Origin of the sequence: Duganella sp. LjRoot269 (assembly GCF_964254095.1) — a bacterium.
Classification (GTDB): Bacteria; Pseudomonadota; Gammaproteobacteria; order Burkholderiales; family Burkholderiaceae_D; genus Rugamonas; species Rugamonas hordei.
This window is the reverse complement of record NZ_CAXUSL020000001.1, coordinates 3,969,771-3,988,165: the sequence shown is the minus strand read 5'-3', so window position 1 is coordinate 3,988,165 and position 18,395 is coordinate 3,969,771. Positions and strand designations below refer to the sequence as shown.

Below are 18,395 nucleotides of genomic sequence, written 5' to 3'. Positions count from 1 at the left end.
TCCGGCTGCGCGCTCTTTTCCTTTGATACGACACTATGAATCAACTGCGGTTTGATCTGAACGATTTGCAGGCCATGGTCGCGGTGGTCGAGCAGGGCGGCTTCCGCGCTGCGGCCACCACGCTGAACCTGTCCCAGCCGGCCCTGTCGCGCCGCATCAGCAAGCTGGAAGAGGCGCTCAACGTCAAGCTGTTCGAGCGCAGCACCCGGCGCGTGGCGCTAACCTTGATGGGCCGCGAATTCTTCACCAAGGCGGTCGAAATCCTGGATGGCGTGGAGCGCTCGCTGCACAAGATCAGCGATATCTCGCGCAGCCATTTTGGCCAGGTAACCGTCGCCTGCGTGCCGTCGGTCGCGCACAACTTCCTGCCGCCTATCCTGCAGCGCTTCTATACCGAGCTGCCCGGCATCCGCCTGCGGGTGGCCGACGAAGGGGCGCATGAGGTGCTGAACATCGTCGCCCGCGGCGACGCCGATTTCGGCATCAATTTCCTGGGCGACGGCGAGCAAGGCATCGACTTCGAACCGATACTGAAAGAACGTTTTGTGCTGGCCTGTCTTGCCACCCACCCGTTGGCGCGCAAGCGCAGCGTCAGCTGGGACGACATCGGCAAGCACCCCTACATGACCGTCGCCAAATCCAGCGGCAACCGCATGGTGCTGGACCAGGCGATGGCGCCGACGGAGCGGCGCCCCAGCTCCTTCATCGAGGCGCGCCACGTCTCCACCTTGCTGGAACTGGTGCGCTCGGGCCTGGGCATCGCGGTCGTGCCGCAGTTGTCGATGCCGGCCGGCGCCGCCGGCACCATGCTGCGTGCGGTTCCGCTGGCAGGCGAGGGCATCGAGCGCACGCTGGGGGTGATACGCCGTTCCGGCCGCATCTTCTCGCCTGCCGCGCAGCACCTGTATGAACTGCTGAAGGAGGAGCTGACAGGCAAACCCAATTGATGCATTTTACTGATCAATTGCAATGAATTTTGCAATATACATTATCGATGCAAGCTCGGATAATCGCCTGAAAATGGAGTTGAACAACAATCAGGAGACCAGCATGCATCGCCGTTTCATCCCTGCCACAGCTGTATCCATCGTGTTCGTGCTGGCCGCTTCGGCCGCCAGCGCGGAGCAAATCGATGTCATGAATTCGGGCGGCTTCACCGCCGCCTACAAGACGCTGCAACCACGCTACGAAGCCGCCAGCGGCGACACGCTGGCCACCGCCTGGGGGCCGTCGATGGGCAAGGCGCCGGAAGCGATTCCGAACCGCCTGGCGCGCGGCGAGCCGGCCGATGTGGTCATCATGGTCGGCTACGCGCTGGACCAGCTGATCGCCGAGGGCAAGGTCGAGCGCGCCAGCCGCACCGAACTGGCCGATTCGCGCATCGGACTGGTGGTGCGCAACGGCCATCCGCAGCCGGACATCTCCACCGTGGCGGCGCTGCGCCAGGCGATGCTGCAGGCCGAGTCGATCGCCTATTCCGATAGCGCCAGCGGGGTCTACATCGAGCGCGAGCTGCTGAAAAAACTCGACATCGAAGCGGCCGTCAAACCCAAGGCGCACATGGTGCAAAAAACCCCGGTCGCGGTCATGGTGGCCGAGGGGAAGTATGAGCTGGGCTTCCAGCAGGTGAGCGAAATCCTGCCGGTGCAAGGCGCGACCTTCGTGGCCCGCCTGCCGGAATCGGTGCAGAGCATCACCCGCTTCGCGGCCGGCATTCCGGTCGGCGCCCGCCATCCGCAGGCGGCGCGCCGCTTGCTGGACTTCCTGGCCTCGCCCCAGTCGCGCGATGCGGTCACCGCCAGCGGCCTCGATCCGGTGCCGGCCGCCGCCGCGCACTAAGCGCTTTCTTCCCTTCCAAGCAAAGATACTACGATGACTACCCAATCAACGGCGACGCTGTCCCGCGTCGGTATGGTGCTGCGTGTTACCAGCGGCAATTTCATGGAAATGTTCGATTTTTTCCTGTTCGGTTTTTACGCGACCGCCATCGCCAAGACCTTCTTCCCGGCCGATAACGAGGTGGCGTCGCTGATGATGACGCTGATGACCTTCGGCGCCGGTTTCCTGATGCGGCCCCTGGGCGCAATCGTGCTGGGCGCCTACGTCGACCGGGTCGGCCGACGCCAGGGCCTGATCGTCACGCTGGCCCTGATGGCGCTGGGGACCATCCTGATCGCCTGCGTTCCCGGCTACGCCAGCATAGGCGCGCTGGCGCCGGCGCTGGTGCTGGCCGGCCGCCTGCTGCAGGGTTTCTCCGCCGGCGCGGAACTGGGCGGCGTGTCGGTCTACCTGTCCGAGATGGCGACGCCGGGCAATAAAGGGTTTTACGTCAGCTGGCAATCGGCCAGCCAGCAGGTCGCCATTATCGTGGCGGCGGCGCTGGGCTATGGTTTGAACCTGTGGTTCACGCCGGCCGAAATGGGCGCCTGGGGCTGGCGCATTCCTTTCTTCATCGGCTGCCTGATCGTGCCGGTGCTGTTCGTGATCCGCCGCTCGCTGCAGGAGACCGAGGAATTCAAGCGCCGCACCCACCGGCCGGACCTGCGCGCCATCCTGCGCTCGATGCTGGACAACTGGGGCCTGGTGCTGGCCGGGATGATGCTGGTGGCGCTGACCACCGTGTCGTTCTACCTGATCACGATCTACACGCCGACCTTCGGCAAGACGGTGCTCAAGCTCAGCACCAGCGACAGCCTGATCGTCACGCTGTGCGTCGGCCTGTCCAACTTCATCTGGCTGCCGGTGATGGGCGCGCTGTCGGACCGCGTCGGCCGCCGTCCGTTGCTGATCGTGTTTGCCGCGCTGACCATGGCCAGCGCCTATCCGGCGATGCGCTGGCTGGTGGCCGATCCCAGCTTCGAGAGGATGCTGATGGTGGAGTTGTGGCTGTCCTTCCTGTACGGCAGCTACAACGGCGCGATGGTCGTCGCGCTCACCGAGGTGATGCCGGTGTCGGTGCGCACCGCCGGCTTCTCGCTGGCCTACAGCCTGGCCACCGCCGTCTTCGGCGGGTTCACGCCGGCCATCGCCACGGCCCTGATCGAAGCCAGCGGCGACAAGGCGGCGCCGGCATTGTGGATGAGTCTTGCCGCCGTCTGCAGCCTGGCGGCGACGCTGGTGCTGTATCGCCGCCACCATGCGAGCCCGGCCGGCTTGGCGGCACAATGAGCAAGTATGCTCGACCTGGGTCTGCGCCACACGCTCCAATAAAAGAAGGGCTCCCGCGCGGTCGGGCGCGCTACGGTTTCGCAGGGCCGGTCAGGCGCAGCATCAGCACGCTGTGCGGCGCCAGCCGCGCTTCCAGCTTGCCGCTGGTGTCGCCCGTCTTCTTGCTCCACAGGTCGGACCAGCGGTAGACGGTCTTCTTGAAATCGACCGACCGCTTGCTCAGGTCATCGTTCATCAGGTGCGCCTTCCAGTCATGGCGCAGGTCGAGAGCCTGGTTGGAGCGGTTCAGGAACATCAGCGCCCATTGGCCGCCTTCGAGCGGCTTGGCATAGACCTCCAGCGGACCGTCGGCCAGGATGCGCAGCGCCTGCACACCCAGCTTGTCCTGGTTCACCGCGATCACGCCGGGGTTGGTCAGGATGCGGCGGGTCGACTCGGTCATGGAACGCAGGTCGTTGCCCAGGATGAGGGGCGAGGCCATCATGGCCCAGATCGACAGGTGGGCGCGGTCTTCATCCTCGCTCATGCCGTTGCCCACTTCGAGCATGTCCATATCGTTCCAGCGGCCAGGCCCTGCGAACTTGCGCAGGTTTGCCTGCTTGTCGAGGATGCGCAGCACGCCCAGACCAACCGAGAAACCGGGGCTGTATTCGCAGTCGAAGCAGTTATAGATATCGGGCGTGGTGCGCCACATGTGTGCGACCTGGCCGCCCCAGTCCCACGGTTTGCTCATGCCCCATTCGCAAACGCTGAACACCATCGGACGGCCCGCCTTGGCGATCGCGTCGCGCATCGTGGTGTAGGCCGCTTCGGCGTTCAGGCCCGGAGTGTCGCACCAGTCGTACTTGACGTAATCGATGCCCCAGCGCGCATAGGTCAGCGCATCCTGGTACTCGTGGCCGCGGCTGCCGGGATGGCCGCCGCAGGTGGTCGCGCCGGCGTCCGAGTAGATGCCCAGCTTGAGTCCCTTGCCATGCACATAGTCGGCCAGCGCCTTGATGCCTGATGGGAAGCGCTTGGGGTCGGGCTGGATGTTGCCGTCGGCGTCGCGCTGACCGTGCCAGCAATCGTCAATGTTCACGTACTGGAAGCCGGCGTCCTTCAAGCCCTGCTTGACCATGGCATCGGCGGTCTCGCGGATCAAGCGCTCGTCGATATCGCAGGCGAATTTGTTCCAGCTGTTCCAGCCCATGGGCGGGGTGTCGGCCAGGCCTTCAGCTTTTTGAGCCCAGCTATTGCCGCAGGCGGCGGCACCCAGCAAGAGGCCTAACACGAGCTGCGCCGTGAGTTTGATTGTTTTCATTTCTTAATGTCTCCAAAAAAAGCGGTACCAATATATAAAACATCTATTAACGCGACAACTGAATGGGCCGCAGGCGCTGCGGTGGCGGAACCGGGCCCACGTCTGAAGCATGGGCCGTCCATCATGCTCGACGTTATCGCGGCGAATCGAATTTCTTGCAAACCGCAGAAATTGCAAGCAAAGTCAGTCACAGTGGAAGTCCGCCGTGGCAGATGGCGCAAGGTTGAATGGTCGCTGGCGGAGGAGGGGATGGCAGCGGTTCAGCCCAGGTGTTCGGGCTGAGCGGTGAGGACGAGCAAGATCAGGCCGCGTGGTTGGAACGAGTCGGCTCAGGCGAGTGGTTCTGGCGGCGCCCTGTCGGCGGGCTGCTCCTGCTGCTGGGCGGCGAGCATCCGGAATGACTTCGGCGTGCAGCCAAATTCTTCCTTGAACAGCTTATTAAAATAAGGAACATTCGCGTAGCCAACCGAATACGCGATTTCGGACACGGCGGCGTTGTTTTTCTCAGTCAGCAGCCTGGATGCTTCAGTCAGCCGCAGTTTATTCAGGTAACCGGTGAATGTCATGCCGAGCTCAGATTTCAGCACTTCATTGATTTTATAGCGGTTCGCGCCGGTCCCTTCCACCACGGATTCCAGGTCCAGTTTGGGATCGGTATATGAGCTGGCGATATACCGAAAGACCGACGCCTTCTCCTTGTCCTTGTACGGTTCCAGGGTTAGCTGGCGATAGGCCTCCAGTGGCAAATTTATTTTTATTTTTGAATCCACACTGGCCAACAGCGCGCGCGAGTGGGCCAGAAAAAACCACACACCAAATGCCACCCAGCCACTCAGGATAATGACCCCGAGAGCGGCCAAATAGCGGTAATCGCGACCATGCAAAGTTAGTTCGCTGATTTCAATATAGACATCGACATCGCGTGGCGTAGCAGCGGCGGTGCCAAACATGATTTTCCCGACCTGGTCCAGCTTAAAAACCTGGCGCCCCAAGTCCTGCCTCATCGAAAGATACCACCATTCGGGAATAAGCAGCCGGGCCAGATCGAGCGTCACCGGCGTGCTCTGTTCATAGCACGAAAAATACGTTCTAGGTGGAAGGTAAGTCTCGAACTTGCCTGGCTCGGAGAATTTTTCATCGAAGATGGACACCTCGAATGACATGGCAGTGGCAAGCGAACATTTGGCAACGAAGGAAACGCTATGGAACTTCGACCAATCCTCGTGGATAAACCGTCCTTTGTCGTCTTGGCGTTGCAGGTAGCCGGAGGCGGCAGGATACGCGACCACGTCCTTCAGCTTGAAGTCGAAGCGCAGCCGGTCACCCGACGTGTCGTGCAAGTGCGCTGACGGCACTGCGCCAGTTACCACATTGGAAAACGCTCCGTAATGCCAGCCGGCGCTATTTTTATTCGCCCCCCACAACGTCTGCGTCGGAAAGGCCAGGTAAACAAAAGAAACCACCAGCAGGGCGTCCACGACGAGCAGGGAAATCAGCGCCAGCAGCGCCTTTTTATAGAACTCTTGCATATAGGTAGGGTATTGAACTGTCTCGGCGCCGCGCGTTTTGACGGCTGCGGGTCCGGCATCATAGCAGGCGACTTATGGACGGTCCCAGGTATTTTTGGGGCAAATAGGGACAACGGAAAAAATTGGGCGCCAGGCGTAGCGACCTGCATTGGCGTGCGGCGCGCAACTGTGAAATTTCATTTCGGCATTTGAGAGTTTTCGTAAGTGAGACGGCCTCACCCACGGATAAGATGCATGCGGACCGGCAGCTTTTAGCCATCTCTGCATCCATAAATAACGCGTACGCCGGTCCAAGCACCGGTGCTGCAAAACCGGGCGCCGGCTCATTTAAATGGTTTTTTTGGAGGAGAACCACATGAATCGGAAGTACAATTTAGTCATCCCGGCCTTGCTGGCTGGCCTGCTTGCTGCCTGCGGCGGCAGCCAGTCTGACAGCACCACCGACAATCGTCCCAAGTTCCTTGCTGCCACAACCAGCGTGATGGCCGCCGCGTCGACCTCGACCGCCTTGCCCGCCAGTTGGACCAGCGTGAAGTGGGGCGGCGGCGGATATGTCACCGGTCTCATTTACCATCCGACCAGCGCGAACGTCATGTACGCGCGCACCGACATCGGCGGCGCCTACCGCTGGAACAATTCGAACGGATCGTGGACGCCCATCACCGACGGCGCCGGCTTCAACGCGGGCGAGGGTACCTTCCACGGCGTCGAAAGCATCGCCCTGGATCCGTCCAACGACAACAAGGTGTACCTGGCCACGGGCATGTACTCGCACAACTGGGACGGCACCCCGATCAACGGCCGCATTTACGTCTCGGGAGACCGCGGCGCCAGCTGGACGCACTACGACCTGCCGTTCCCGGTGGGCGGCAACGAGGACGCCCGCGCCATCGGCGAACGCATGAAGCTTGATCCCACCAATCCGTCGACGCTGTTCTACGCCTCGCGCACGGCCGGCCTGTGGAAGAGCACGAACTCGGGCCAAACCTGGACCCAGACCGGATTGTCGAGCAAGGTGCTGACGGCCGCCGAAATCCAGGGGCTGGGTACGGCTCCGGTGGGCGTCGAGCAGATCATCTTCGACAACTCGAACGTGGGTGGCGGCGCGACGACGTGGATCATGTACGCCGCCATCGCGCCGGAGTATGTGCAGAAGGCGGGCCTGACCTCGACCATGTACAAGTCCACCAACGGCGGCTTCTCGTGGACGCCGGTGTCGGTGCCGTCCAACGTGTCCGGCTTCTTCGTCCCGCACATGCTGCGCACCAACGACGGCAATTACTACGTGGTGTTCAACAAGAACGCCGGGCAGGGCGCCCAGGGCCCGGGCTACCTCTACAGGTTCGGCGGCGTGACCAACGGCGAGACCTGGACCCAGCTCGCCACCACCACACAGGGCGGCTACGGCGGCGTGTCCGTCTACGGCACCGGCGCGACGGCCCGCATCGCGCTGGCCGTGACCGGGACATGGAGCGCCGGCCAGCCGGTGGTCCAGCTGTCCGACAACGGCGGCGCCACCTGGCGTGAAATCGCGGACGGCATGCAGCATTGGGGCGGAGGGTACAGGGGCTGGGTGGACGACATCGAGATCGATCCGGCCAACAAGGATCACATCATGCACGTCCACGGCGGCGGCGTCTGGGAAACCTGGAACGCGTCGGCGGCCAGCCCGAGCTGGGATGTTCCGCTGAATAACTTCGAGGAAACCGCCACCCTGGCGCTGGTCACGCCGCCGGCCGGCGCGTCGTACAAGTTCGTCAACAGCGCGGGCGATATCGGCATCTGGGTCCAGACCGACCTCGCGGCGACGCCGACCAAGGCGCCCACGAGCGCATGGAGCAATGGCAACGCCGCCGACGTGTTGTGGTCCGATCCGACCTACATCGTCAGTGCCGGCGTCATCAACGGCTCGCCCGCGGTCGCGTTCGGCTCCTGGTCAGGCGACAGCGGCAACACGTGGTCGAACTTCGCGACCCTGCCCGCCGGCGCTTCCGCCAACACCGCCGAGTCGGCCAGCATCGTGACCGCGTTCCGCAACAACGCGATCTGGGCGCCCGCCAACTCGGTGCCGTCGTACACCACGAACAATGGCGCGAGCTGGACCTCGACCAACCTGCCGGCGCTGTCCGCCGTCGGTATCAATCGTGGCTACCGCCTGGTGGTCGACCGCAAGAATCCGAACAAGGTCTATGCCTACGATTCGGGCGGCGCTTCCTGGAGCAACCTGCCGGGCAAGGTCTACGTCTCTACCGATGGCGGCCACAACTTCACGCTGAGCCAGGGTTCCGTGTCGGCGAACCTGGCGCCGAACGGCTGGTATGCCACTTCGCTGGCGGTCAACCCGAACGTCGAGGGCGACCTCTGGCTGGCCGACGGCAATGCCGTGTACCACTCGACCAATTCGGGTGCCAGCTGGACCAAGCTGAACGGCTTCGCGACGATCGCGGCCAACGGTTCGACCGGACAGTTGCAGGGCGCCAGCGTCATCGCCCTGGGCAAGGCGCAGACCGGTTCGTCGTCCTCGGCCGCGGTCTACGTGGTGGGTGCGATGAATGGCGTGTGGGGCGTCTATCACTCCGACGATGGCGGTGCGACCTGGGCGCGCTTCAACGATGACGCGCATCAGTACGGCGGCATCGGCGTGATGGCGGCCGACTGGAACACCTACGGCCGCATCTACTTCAGCGGTACCGGCCGCGGTCTGGTGTACACCAACTAACTGGCGCGATCGTTAGCGTAACGTGGCTTGAAAAAAGGAGTCCCTCGGGACAAATGCCGTTCAGTTAAGGCTGAGCGGCATTTTTATTTTTTAGTGTTGCTGCTGCCGTTCGTTTTCATAACTTTGTTCCCAGGCCATCTCTGTCACCGCCCAGGTATCGAATCGGCGCAGGAACAATCAGAGGCTGGCGCCATTTTAACTAGTGTTGTTCCTCGGCTGACTATCCTAATAATGTTGTACTGGTCATGAGCACGCCGAAAAAACACATTGCTTCGGCGCGAGATCGACCTATAGTTAGTAGTGCTTTCGCTCGGCTGTAACAAGCGTCAGCTCCGACAAGGGGAATCAATGGCTAGTGGCAGCGTCCGGCAAGTAAACGGTCTGTACGTCGATGTGTCGTGCTGGCCATCGCCCGACGAAGGCGCGATGGGCGACGCCTACTTCAGCCGCAAGAAGGCCGTGATGCTGTATTTGGCCGGAGAAAGCTCGGCGAACATCAAGAAGCAAGCTGAAATTGGGGCGAAGCAAGCCTATCGGCTGATCCGCGAACGGTGCTTGCAACCGCATCCCGATGGACGTGAGTACGGCTGGCGCGGCCTTGTTCCATACCAGCAGATTTCGCCTTATCGCCGCAAGACCAAAATCCGAGTTGACCAATTCGGTCATGGCGCCGTCGGCGCAATGCGCGCTTTGCTCGATGCGGAGCCGCTCTTGTTGCGCGAATTCGAAGAGCGCGTCCTTCAGAGCCCGCCGATGGGCAAACTGGGTGAAGTAAAGCGGACCCGGTTGAATCACACTGCATGGTTCCTGGGTCAGCTGCGCGAGCGCGGTTATGAGCATCGACACGCATGGCCCTTCAACACCAAGACGTTGGGCTACAACTCGATCTGCCGCTTTATCGATGTAACGCTCGAGGCAAACCCGCGCGCCGCGGCCCGCCTGGCGGGCGGAAAAGATGTGGTTTCAAAGCTGTCCAGCGGTGACGGAGTCGACCGGCCAGTAAAGCGCTTCCTTCAACGCGTGGAGATGGACGCGCACAAGCTGGACGGTCGATTCAGCGTGGCGTTGCCGCTACCCGAAGGAGGGCACAGGGAACAAGTCATCCACCGCCTGTGGGTCATCGTCATCATCGACGTGTATTCAAGGTTGGTGCTGGGTTATCACCTGAGCCTGCGGCGCGAGGTGTCGAAGGACGATGTTCTGCGCGCGATTCAGTCGGCCCTGGCCGTGTGGAAGCCGAGGAAAATCTCGTATAGCGAGACGGCCTATGCGCAAGACGCAGGTTTCCTATCTGCGGACGGACCGGAATTCGCCGGTATTTGCTGGGATGAGATGAGCGTGGATGGGGCGCTGGCGGAGACCTGTAAGACGGTCAAAGTCGCACTTTCTGAGGTCGTCGGCTCAACCCTCGTCGAGCCGAAGACGGGATTTTCCAAGCGCCGAAACAAGGATGACCGGCCCTTCGTCGAAGTGTTCTTCAGGACGCTTTCCTCCGGCGGGTTTCAAAGATTATCGAACACGACTGGCGCAAAGCCGAAAGACAAAAAAGGTATCGATCCGGACAAGGTTGCGCTGGCCTCCAGTTTTCAATATGAATATGCTGAAGAACTGCTTGACGTGTTGATCGCCAATTACAACGGCCGTAGCCATTATTCGCTCAAACGCAGCCCACTCGCATTCGCTCGATTTTGCATGTCCCAAAATCGAAAGACATCCAGGAAGGCGGATCCCGAAGCGGTGGAGATGCTACTTAGCCAACGAAGAAAGTGCCGCGTGAAGGGCGGGGCCGATAAAGGTCGCACGCCCTTCGTGAACTGCTTTGGCGCGAGATATTCCGGTGCAGCCTTACAGAACAGGTATGACTTGGTAGGCCAGGAGATCTGGGTTGTCAACCACATCGCCGACGATGCGAGGGTTGCCAGGGCGTCAACCATGAACGGTGGCTCGCTCGGCATTCTGCGGGCTGCGCCGCCGTGGCACGCGTCACCACACAGCCTCGCTGTCAGGACCGCCATCAATTCCAGCGCATTGAAAGAAAAGCTCGACATCAAACAGGGCGATGATGCGATCGAGTCGTTGATCAACTTTGTTGAACAGCAGCCCAATTGCAAGTTGCCCGTGCATGTTGCTTACCTCGAAGCGCGGCGCATATTGACCGCGACAGCCGAGCTGGCGGTGGGAGAGAGCATGCTCGAGCAGGCGCAAAAGCGCGCCGAGAAAGAAAAGCAGGCTAAGCCGCGAGCTGCCGGCACGCGAGGCTCTGCAAAGCCAATGATCACGCCCGACGGCGCACGCCCGCTTCCCGCACGTCGCATGACTGCATCGAGCTGAAATGCAATATTCGACGCCTGCGCGGATTGACCGATTCCATCCGATCCTGACTGGCGAATACGCGGTCTACACGCCGCCAGTAGATGAAATGATCGCTAAACTTGGCGACTGGATTGATCAGCGAAAGTCAGGCGGCTATATCTATGGCGCATCGAGGTTTGGCAAATCGCGCGGCGTAAAGTGGCACGTCCGAATCGTTCTGCAGGAACGATTCGGTTCGGTGATTCCGCTCGTCATATGGAAGAGGCGCTCCGACATGCATACCAGCGAGTCCGCGTTTTGGCATGAGCTCTTGCTGACCAGTCATTTTCACTTCGAAAAAACAGACAAGGTACCGCGAAAAGGTCATGGCTTCTACTTGATCGCGCAGCGTCTAATGACAATTGCACAGGCCGCGGGGCATAACTACGTCGTGCTCCTGATTGACGAGGCGCAGGAAGTATCCTTTCGAGAATGGAAATGGCTCGTCGGACTGCAAAATCAACTGGACTGGGATGGCTTCAGATTGAGCGTGTTCTCCGTGGGAACCCATCAAATGGGCTATCAGCACGAGTTGATGGCCATATCGGGCAATGCGCATGTCGCAGCCAGATTCATGGCGGCACACTCGCGGTTTCACGGCCTGCGAAGCGAGGCTGAGATTGCCTATGTGCTCGATGGGTACGATACCGGATCTGAATGGCCGGCGGGCAGCGGCGTCTCGTTTCTTCAGTACTTTGCGCCCGCAGATTACGCCGCAGGGAAGCGTCTCGCGGATCACGCAGGCGTTCTTTGGAAAGTGATGGTCGAACTCACGCCGGGACAGGGAAAAAGGGCACCAGAATTCCCAATGCAGCATTTGGCCCATAGCGTCGAGCGAATTCTCGACCGGCTGGCAAACGATGAGGCATGGGATGAGGTGATGGAATACCAAAGCTTGTTGAGCATCTTCGCCGACACCGGGTTCTCGTCACACATGCGCATCGTCAACACTGCTGGCTGAGAATGAACAGTTTTGGCTACCCTTCCGTCAATTGGAGCCGTGGCTGCCTGGCGATGCACGAATCAGTTGAATCCTTTGCAGCTCGCTTTTGCGAGCTTAACAAGGTCTCAATGAAGCAATTCTTCGACTACGTCAGCTCGACGATAGGCCGCCAGTGGCGCCCAGGGTGGGAACTGTCGGAAGCGGATCGCATCGGGATATCGGAGGCGCTGCACGAGCCGCTTGCGATTGTAACTTCCGTCATGGCACCGTACGAAGGGAATGCCGATGCGCTGGGGAAGTTTTGCAATGATCCTCGGCACCCTGAGCGAATTCAGTACTGCCAAACTTGTGCCAATGCGGGGTATCACAGCCACTTCCATTCTTTTTCCTGGCTTGACCGATGCCCATTCGACGGCGCGGAACTGCTGGCGCACTCATACCACGCCGGTACCGATGGATTTACTAATCGCAGCGGGGCAGTGACGGAGATTTTCCGGACCCATTGGCCGGCGTGGCCCGGCGGTGCTCCTGGCAACGCTTCTAGGAAGCGGCACCTCTCGCCGTCGTTCCTGAGCTTTCAACGCTGGGTCTTAGACACGAATACAGTGGCGCAAAACCTCGCCGAAACGCACTTGGCGCCGCGCAGGAGCATCTATTGGATAGAGGGGCAATGCTGCGCACGACGGGTGAATCAGATCAGATCTTTGCTTTCGCCGCCAAACGACATCATCGGGTATTTCTCAACTGTGGCTGCTACCTCAGCGAATCTGTCGTGTCTGGATACACCGGCCACGTTAAAGGCGCGACAGCTGTTTGGTAAGTATGGTTTTCACGAACTGATGTGGTTTTACCGCATTTGTCGCAACAGTGACCCTGCAGGCTCGGCTTCACGAGACGCACTGGACTGCGATCTGGCCGCGCTCCGCGCGGGACACACATCTTGCCATTGCCGATGGGGTCACAGCATGACCGAGGGGTGGCGTGGCGTTCATCCCGATGAGTGGCCGCATTGGGATCTAAAGTGTCCCTACGAGGTGGCTTGCACTTTTCTAGAAGCCAATTACGGCGATTTCCGATGCGGGCAAAGTCCTCGCGCAGCCGATAAGGAATTTTTTCAGTACATTGAGTACGTGGGAAAATTTGAGAGCGCCGGCTTGGCCAAGCACCACGGTGCGCCTGAAGGTCTGCCGGAAGAAATCCAACGCTACGTCCGTACTTGGCAGCCATGGGTGGAATGGACAGGACCTTTGGCGGACATTTTCGACGCCGTGCTTAACGCTGGGCGAGTCTCGGACGTTTCGTGGCTTCAAAGCTGGCTGACTGCAGTAGATAGTGGTGCTGCCCCGGCATCCTCGCCATTTCCTTACCCTCCCGTTGGAATTGTAAATCTCGGTGGCGGGTCGGCGATCCTGTCGTGGCAAAACAAAATTTCAGATTCTGATCACCGCAAGACCGATGCTTCCAGTCTGGACCTGAAATAAGTATGGCTTAGCGTCGGGCAAGATCACGAATTAGGTGCGACAACGAGTATGTGATTTCTGCCAGGACCATTCTCCAAGGTAAAATATCAGCCCACAAGAGCGTCGCTCTCCAAATATGCATTCTTAAAAGTTGCGCGATGAATTTGCTCCAGGTCTTTCATCACCACGAGGTAGGATCTTCGGCAGGTCGTCTCCTCGAGCGGCATGCTGCTCGCGCTATCGTTCTTCATGGTCGCGAAATCCTGCTGTTGTACACGAAGCGTTACGATGACTACAGCCTGCCAGGCGGCGGGGTCGATGCTGGAGAATCGATGGTCGACGCGCTACATCGTGAATTGCAAGAAGAAACCGGAGCCGCCCAGGTGAGCGTAATCCGGCCGCTCGGGTATATCGATGAGTACCGTCCGCCGCGGAAAGAAGGCTACGACGTCATGTTCATGCGCTCCCATTTTTTTCTGTGCAAGGCTGACCGCGTCCTTGGCAATACACAGCCCGAACACTACGAGATCGCAAATGGGATGACCCCCATCTGGATCGACATTAATCAGGCGATCGCTCACAATGAGCAGGTTTTATCCCAGCAGCCTGGAACGATGGGGCTTTCGATCGAACGGGAGACATGGATGCTGCGCTATATCGTACACGAGCTGCTCGGCGATCCGGGAGCGCCATTTTCAAGCTGACGATTCCGGCATGGTTTTGCCAGTTTAGTCATAGGCTGTTATACTCAAGCGCTGCTTAGTAACGATTCGCCCGCAACTTAACGCCACCTACCAATGTAGTCTTCCCATGTCGCACGCGGAACCTTCCGCATTCCGGTAACCCATTGAATACCTTCCTTGCAAGGTATGGATTTCCGCAGGCAGCGACTTTTATTTCTAGTTCATTGTTTAATGCCGACACGGTTCGTGTAGCGGCACGGCGCCAGCGTGGTCACATCCATTTGCGTTCCGCATGGCCGCGGCGCTGCACGCGTCTGTCCGGTGCCTCCGTTGGCTCGTATTGGGGTTTGAGGTGCAGTGGCAGCGCATGCTGGCGCGACTCGGGGGTTGTCCTGAAGGCGTACGGCTGGCACACGCCTGGCGAACACGCGGCACGGAAGCGATGGCACATGTTCCAGGCGCTGCCGGCTCAGCCGAGGACGCCGTCGAGCAGCGTATCCAGCGCAGCTTGGACCGGTGCACTTCCAACCTTCTCGGGCATGAGAAGACCGTCGATGCTGAGCATGGTGAGGCCGTGCACTTGCGCCCAGCAGGCCGCGGCTTGACCCTGCAAAGGCCGTCGCCTGAAGGCGCCGGACTCCTGCCCGCGCGCCAGCACGTCCAGCAGCACCCCCAGCGCAGACAAGGCACTTTCGCTGATGTGCGCGACTTGGAGGTCACCCGCGTCGCTGCTGAACATGAGGCGGTACAGCGCAGGGTTGCTCATGCCGAAAGCGATGTACGCGCCGCCGACTGCCAGGAACTCTTTGCGAGCGGATCGCGGCCGAGGGACTATCGCCGCTTTCAACTCCTGGCCTAACTGATCGAAGCCGCGCAACGCCAGCTCTAGCAGCAGCGCGGCCTTGTCAGGAAAGTGCTTGTAGGGAGCGGCATGGCTGACGCCCGCCCGGCGCGCCACCTCACGCATCGTGAACTGCCAGCCCTTGTCCTCGCGCAGCATCGCAGAGGCGGTTTCGACGATCGCGCGTCGCAGGTCACCGTGGTGATAGGGCCTTTCGACGGCATCCAGCGTCGTGTTCAGTGTCTTTTTTGGTGGCGGCAAGTGGCGGCATCCCCAGTTTTCCCGGGGCTCATGAGTGGGGTGGGTGTCGCATTATAGCAAATGTAGACAGAGACCACATAGTTTACAGTGACAACATATCCGTGTATAGTCCGCACATGTTGTCATCGTCTACATAAAAATCAGAAGCGACAGGATCGCTGACCGCTGCGTTTGAAGTCACGGCACAGCCGGCCTTCACGTACCCCGTCAGGTCGGACCGCGCAGCTTCGTGATCTCCAGGTGATTCGACATGTCGTAGTTCCCTTCGCGGGGGGCTTGAGTTCCAAATTTCCGCCAACCGGAGAACACCAAAATGAAACTGATCGTCGATGGCAAGGACCATGTGGTCGATGTTGAACCAGAGATGCCGCTGCTGTGGGTGCTGCGCGATGAGCTCGGCATCACCGGCCCCAAGTACGGCTGCGGCGTGGGCCAGTGCGGCGCCTGCACCGTGCATGTCGACGGCACCGCGGTGCGTTCCTGCGTGATGCCCGTGGGCGCCGTGCAGGCGCCGGTGATCACCATCGCCGGGCTTGGCCAGCCGGGTGCGCTGCACGCGGTGCAGCAGGCCTGGATCGAGCACCAAGTCGCCCAATGCGGCTACTGCCAAGCGGGCCAGATGATGACGGCTGCGGCCTTCCTGGTCAGCGAGCCGAACCCGACTGACGAACAGATCGACCAAGCCATGTCGGGCAACCTGTGTCGCTGTGGCACCTATCCACGCATCCGCCAGGCGGTGAAGACCGCCGCTTCGCACATGAAAGCGGCTTGAACCATGGCCAACATTGCACGCATTACCCGACGCACTTTCCTGATCGGCACCGGGGCGATGGCCGCCGGCCTGGCGGTCGGTACGTATCTCTACAAGCGCGACCTTGTCAACCCGTTGCTCAAGGACTTGCCCGACGGCACTGCCACGCTCAACCCGTATGTCCGCATCGATGCGCGCGGCATCACCCTCATCACCCCGCGCGCCGATCTGGGACAGGGGGCGTACTCGGTGCAGGCAGCGCTGATCGCCGAGGAACTGGACGTGGCCTGGGGACAGTTCGAGGTCGAGCCCGGACCGCCGAGTCCGACGTATTACAACGGCACCGTGATGGCCGAGGCCTTTCCCATCGCCGCCACGAGCGACACCTTCATGGCGCGCAGCGGGCGCGGCGCGGCGGAGGCCATGGGCAAGCTGATGGGCATCCAGGTCACCGGGGGCTCGACCACCGTCCCCGATGCGTTCGACCGATTGCGCGTGGCGGGCGCCGTCGCGCGGCAGATGCTGCTGGCCGCGGCGGCGCAGCAGACCGGCGTGCCGCTCGCGGAACTGAAGACCGCTGAGGGTCATGTGATCACGCCCGACGGCAAGCGCCTGCCCTACACCTCGTTGGCCGCGGTTGCAGGCAAGCTCTCCCCGCCAGCGGACGTGGCCCTCAAGCCCGCCAGTCAATGGAGGCTGCTCGGCAAGCCGATGCAGCGACTCGACATCCCGGCCAAGTCCACCGGCACTGCGATATACGGTATCGATCTGCGCATGCCAGGCATGGTGTATGCCACGGTGCGCACAAACCCGCGCCGAGGCGGCGGCGTCAAGAGCTTCGATGCCAGAAAGGCCGAAACCGCCAAGGGCGTGCTGAAGATCGTGCCGATCGCCGAGGGTGTGGGCGTGATCGCCGACAACACCTGGCGCGCCTTCCAGGCCGCGAACCTGCTCGAGATCGAGTGGGGCGCCGCACCGTACCCTTCGACGACGGACGCCATGTTCCAGCAGGCGGCGGATTCGTTCACCGATGAACGCCGCGACAGCCGACAGAAGGACGAAGGCGATGTCGAGTCCGCCCTCAAGGCTGCGCAGGCAAACCAGGTGGTCCAAGCCGAGTATCGCGTGCCCTACCTGGCGCATGCGCCACTGGAGCCGATGAATGCCGTCGTGCTGCTCAAGGGCGGGCGACTGGACATCTGGACCGGCACGCAGATTCCCCGCTTCGTCGTGGCGGGTGCGGCGGCCGTGAGCGGACTCGCCGAAGAGAATGTCCACCTTCATGTGCAGATCATGGGCGGGAGCTTCGGTCGCCGACTGGAAGACGACTACGTGCGCCAGGCGGTGGAACTCGCCAAGGCGCATCCGGGCGTACCGATCAAGATGACCTGGAGCCGTGAGGAGGACATGACACACGACTTCCCGCGGCCACTCGCCATTGCCCGCGCGCGTGGCATAGCGGCGAAAGGTCGGGTGCATGCCTACGATCTGCGCATCGCCTCGCAGTCGGTCAACACATCGCAACTGGGGCGGCAAAACCTGCCGACGCCGGGCCCCGACATGGCCATCGTGGCCGGCGCTTGGGACCAACCCTTTGCCATCGCTCACTACCGGGTCACTGGCTACCGTGTGCCCGAGATGGTGCCGGTGAGTTCATGGCGATCGGTGGGGGCGTCGGGCAACGGCTTTCTGCACGAGTGCTTCCTGGACGAGTTGATCCTCGCCGCCGGCGCCGACCCGCTGGCCGAGCGCCTGCGTCTGTGCTCGCACGAGCCGTCCAAGCGTGTGCTCCTGGCAGTGGGAGAACTGGCAGGCTGGGGCACACCACTGCCCAAAGGACGTGGGCGCGGACTCGCCTTCACCCTGTCTTTCGGCGTACCGGTGGCCGAGGTGGTGGAGGTCACGGCAACCGCCAAGGGTATCCGTATCGACAAAGTCTTCGTGGTCGCCGAAGTGGGCCAGGTGCTGGACCCCGTGAACCTCGAAGCACAACTGACGGGCGGGGTGATCTGGGGTTTGGGTCATGCAATGACGGGCGAGTTGACTTACGCCGATGGCGCGCCGCAGCAGACCAACTTTGATGCCTATCAGAGCCTGCGCCTGTATCAGACGCCGCAGATCTTGGCGAAGGCATTGCAGACGACCGGCCGCATCAAAGGCATTGGTGAGCCTGGCGTGCCGCCTGCGGCTCCCGCTCTGGCCAATGCCATCTTTGCGGCCACGGGGCAACGCATCCGCGAGTTGCCGCTGCGCAAGCACGTCGAGTTCGTTTGAGCATGGCAGGAAGATTCATACCGCCTCGCCGTGCTTTCCCAGCGTGCATTGATTGGAGTGGCCATGCAGTTGATGCTCGCGGCCGCCAGCAAGATCAATGACACGCCCCTC

Annotated in this window: 13 protein-coding genes; 10 read left to right on the top strand and 3 right to left on the bottom strand. The window is 61.2% G+C overall.

Annotated features, from left to right (window positions below; genetic code table 11):
• The first annotated feature begins 35 nt into the window (after positions 1-35).
• The 3 genes from ACSQ3S_RS17860 to ACSQ3S_RS17850 all read left to right on the top strand — a co-directional run bounded on the left by ACSQ3S_RS17860 (position 36) and on the right by ACSQ3S_RS17850 (position 3,168).
• Positions 36-947, top strand: a complete 912-nt coding sequence (locus tag ACSQ3S_RS17860; RefSeq protein ID WP_436143246.1) for a LysR family transcriptional regulator — start codon at positions 36-38, stop codon at positions 945-947.
• A 103-nt stretch (positions 948-1,050) separates the two neighbouring features.
• Positions 1,051-1,839: a substrate-binding domain-containing protein gene (locus ACSQ3S_RS17855; RefSeq protein WP_436143245.1), complete on the top strand. Its 789-nt coding sequence runs from the start codon at positions 1,051-1,053 to the stop codon at positions 1,837-1,839.
• Positions 1,840-1,872: 33 nt separating this feature from the next.
• Positions 1,873-3,168 carry an MFS transporter gene (locus tag ACSQ3S_RS17850; RefSeq protein ID WP_436143244.1) on the top strand — a complete coding sequence of 432 codons (1,296 nt, stop codon included), beginning with the start codon at positions 1,873-1,875 and terminating at the stop codon, positions 3,166-3,168.
• 70 nt (positions 3,169-3,238) lie between these two features.
• Here ACSQ3S_RS17850 and ACSQ3S_RS17845 read toward each other — a convergent pair whose 3' ends face one another.
• Positions 3,239-4,441 carry a glycoside hydrolase family 27 protein gene (locus ACSQ3S_RS17845; RefSeq protein WP_436143243.1) on the bottom strand — a complete coding sequence of 401 codons (1,203 nt, stop codon included), beginning with the start codon at positions 4,439-4,441 and terminating at the stop codon, positions 3,239-3,241.
• Between the two features lie 359 nt (positions 4,442-4,800).
• Positions 4,801-6,000 (bottom strand): helix-turn-helix transcriptional regulator, encoded by a 1,200-nt coding sequence (locus ACSQ3S_RS17840; protein WP_436143242.1) that lies wholly within the window; start codon positions 5,998-6,000, stop codon positions 4,801-4,803.
• 355 nt (positions 6,001-6,355) lie between these two features.
• On the opposite strand from ACSQ3S_RS17840, the gene ACSQ3S_RS17835 reads away from it, so the two are divergent.
• The 5 genes from ACSQ3S_RS17835 (at position 6,356) to ACSQ3S_RS17815 (ending at position 14,178) form a co-directional block, all read left to right on the top strand.
• Positions 6,356-8,719 carry a dockerin gene (locus tag ACSQ3S_RS17835; protein WP_436143241.1) on the top strand — a complete coding sequence of 788 codons (2,364 nt, stop codon included), beginning with the start codon at positions 6,356-6,358 and terminating at the stop codon, positions 8,717-8,719.
• Between the two features lie 348 nt (positions 8,720-9,067).
• Entirely contained in the window at positions 9,068-11,050 is a 1,983-nt protein-coding gene (locus tag ACSQ3S_RS17830; RefSeq protein ID WP_436143240.1) for a hypothetical protein, read from the top strand.
• Between the two features lies 1 nt (position 11,051).
• A complete protein-coding gene (locus tag ACSQ3S_RS17825) occupies positions 11,052-12,032 on the top strand; it encodes an ATP-binding protein (RefSeq protein WP_436143239.1) in 981 nt (326 codons plus the stop codon).
• A gap of 2 nt (positions 12,033-12,034) precedes the next feature.
• Positions 12,035-13,495 (top strand): hypothetical protein, encoded by a 1,461-nt coding sequence (locus ACSQ3S_RS17820; RefSeq protein ID WP_436143238.1) that lies wholly within the window; start codon positions 12,035-12,037, stop codon positions 13,493-13,495.
• 137 nt (positions 13,496-13,632) lie between these two features.
• Complete coding sequence (locus tag ACSQ3S_RS17815; protein WP_436143237.1) at positions 13,633-14,178, top strand: NUDIX hydrolase; 546 nt, start codon at positions 13,633-13,635, stop codon at positions 14,176-14,178.
• Between the two features lie 448 nt (positions 14,179-14,626).
• Here ACSQ3S_RS17815 and ACSQ3S_RS17810 read toward each other — a convergent pair whose 3' ends face one another.
• A complete protein-coding gene (locus tag ACSQ3S_RS17810; protein WP_436143236.1) occupies positions 14,627-15,259 on the bottom strand; it encodes a TetR/AcrR family transcriptional regulator in 633 nt (210 codons plus the stop codon).
• A gap of 313 nt (positions 15,260-15,572) precedes the next feature.
• Here ACSQ3S_RS17810 and ACSQ3S_RS17805 point away from each other — a divergent pair, with 313 nt between their 5' ends.
• Positions 15,573-16,031: a (2Fe-2S)-binding protein gene (locus ACSQ3S_RS17805; protein ID WP_436143235.1), complete on the top strand. Its 459-nt coding sequence runs from the start codon at positions 15,573-15,575 to the stop codon at positions 16,029-16,031.
• 3 nt (positions 16,032-16,034) lie between these two features.
• Positions 16,035-18,284 carry a molybdopterin cofactor-binding domain-containing protein gene (locus ACSQ3S_RS17800; protein WP_436143234.1) on the top strand — a complete coding sequence of 750 codons (2,250 nt, stop codon included), beginning with the start codon at positions 16,035-16,037 and terminating at the stop codon, positions 18,282-18,284.
• Positions 18,285-18,395 lie beyond the last annotated feature (111 nt).

What these genes read in the sequence shown, in the direction of transcription:
- ACSQ3S_RS17825 (WP_436143239.1), top strand. Translation starts at nt 11,052, where the DNA reads ATGCAATATTCGACGCCTGCGCGGATTGACCGATTCCATCCGATCCTG.
- ACSQ3S_RS17830 (WP_436143240.1), top strand. Translation starts at nt 9,068, where the DNA reads ATGGCTAGTGGCAGCGTCCGGCAAGTAAACGGTCTGTACGTCGATGTG.
- ACSQ3S_RS17805 (WP_436143235.1), top strand. Translation starts at nt 15,573, where the DNA reads ATGAAACTGATCGTCGATGGCAAGGACCATGTGGTCGATGTTGAACCA.
- ACSQ3S_RS17820 (WP_436143238.1), top strand. Translation starts at nt 12,035, where the DNA reads ATGAACAGTTTTGGCTACCCTTCCGTCAATTGGAGCCGTGGCTGCCTG.
- ACSQ3S_RS17855 (WP_436143245.1), top strand. Translation starts at nt 1,051, where the DNA reads ATGCATCGCCGTTTCATCCCTGCCACAGCTGTATCCATCGTGTTCGTG.
- ACSQ3S_RS17835 (WP_436143241.1), top strand. Translation starts at nt 6,356, where the DNA reads ATGAATCGGAAGTACAATTTAGTCATCCCGGCCTTGCTGGCTGGCCTG.
- ACSQ3S_RS17850 (WP_436143244.1), top strand. Translation starts at nt 1,873, where the DNA reads ATGACTACCCAATCAACGGCGACGCTGTCCCGCGTCGGTATGGTGCTG.
- ACSQ3S_RS17800 (WP_436143234.1), top strand. Translation starts at nt 16,035, where the DNA reads ATGGCCAACATTGCACGCATTACCCGACGCACTTTCCTGATCGGCACC.
- ACSQ3S_RS17840 (WP_436143242.1), bottom strand. Translation starts at nt 6,000, where the DNA reads ATGCAAGAGTTCTATAAAAAGGCGCTGCTGGCGCTGATTTCCCTGCTC.
- ACSQ3S_RS17815 (WP_436143237.1), top strand. Translation starts at nt 13,633, where the DNA reads ATGAATTTGCTCCAGGTCTTTCATCACCACGAGGTAGGATCTTCGGCA.
- ACSQ3S_RS17860 (WP_436143246.1), top strand. Translation starts at nt 36, where the DNA reads ATGAATCAACTGCGGTTTGATCTGAACGATTTGCAGGCCATGGTCGCG.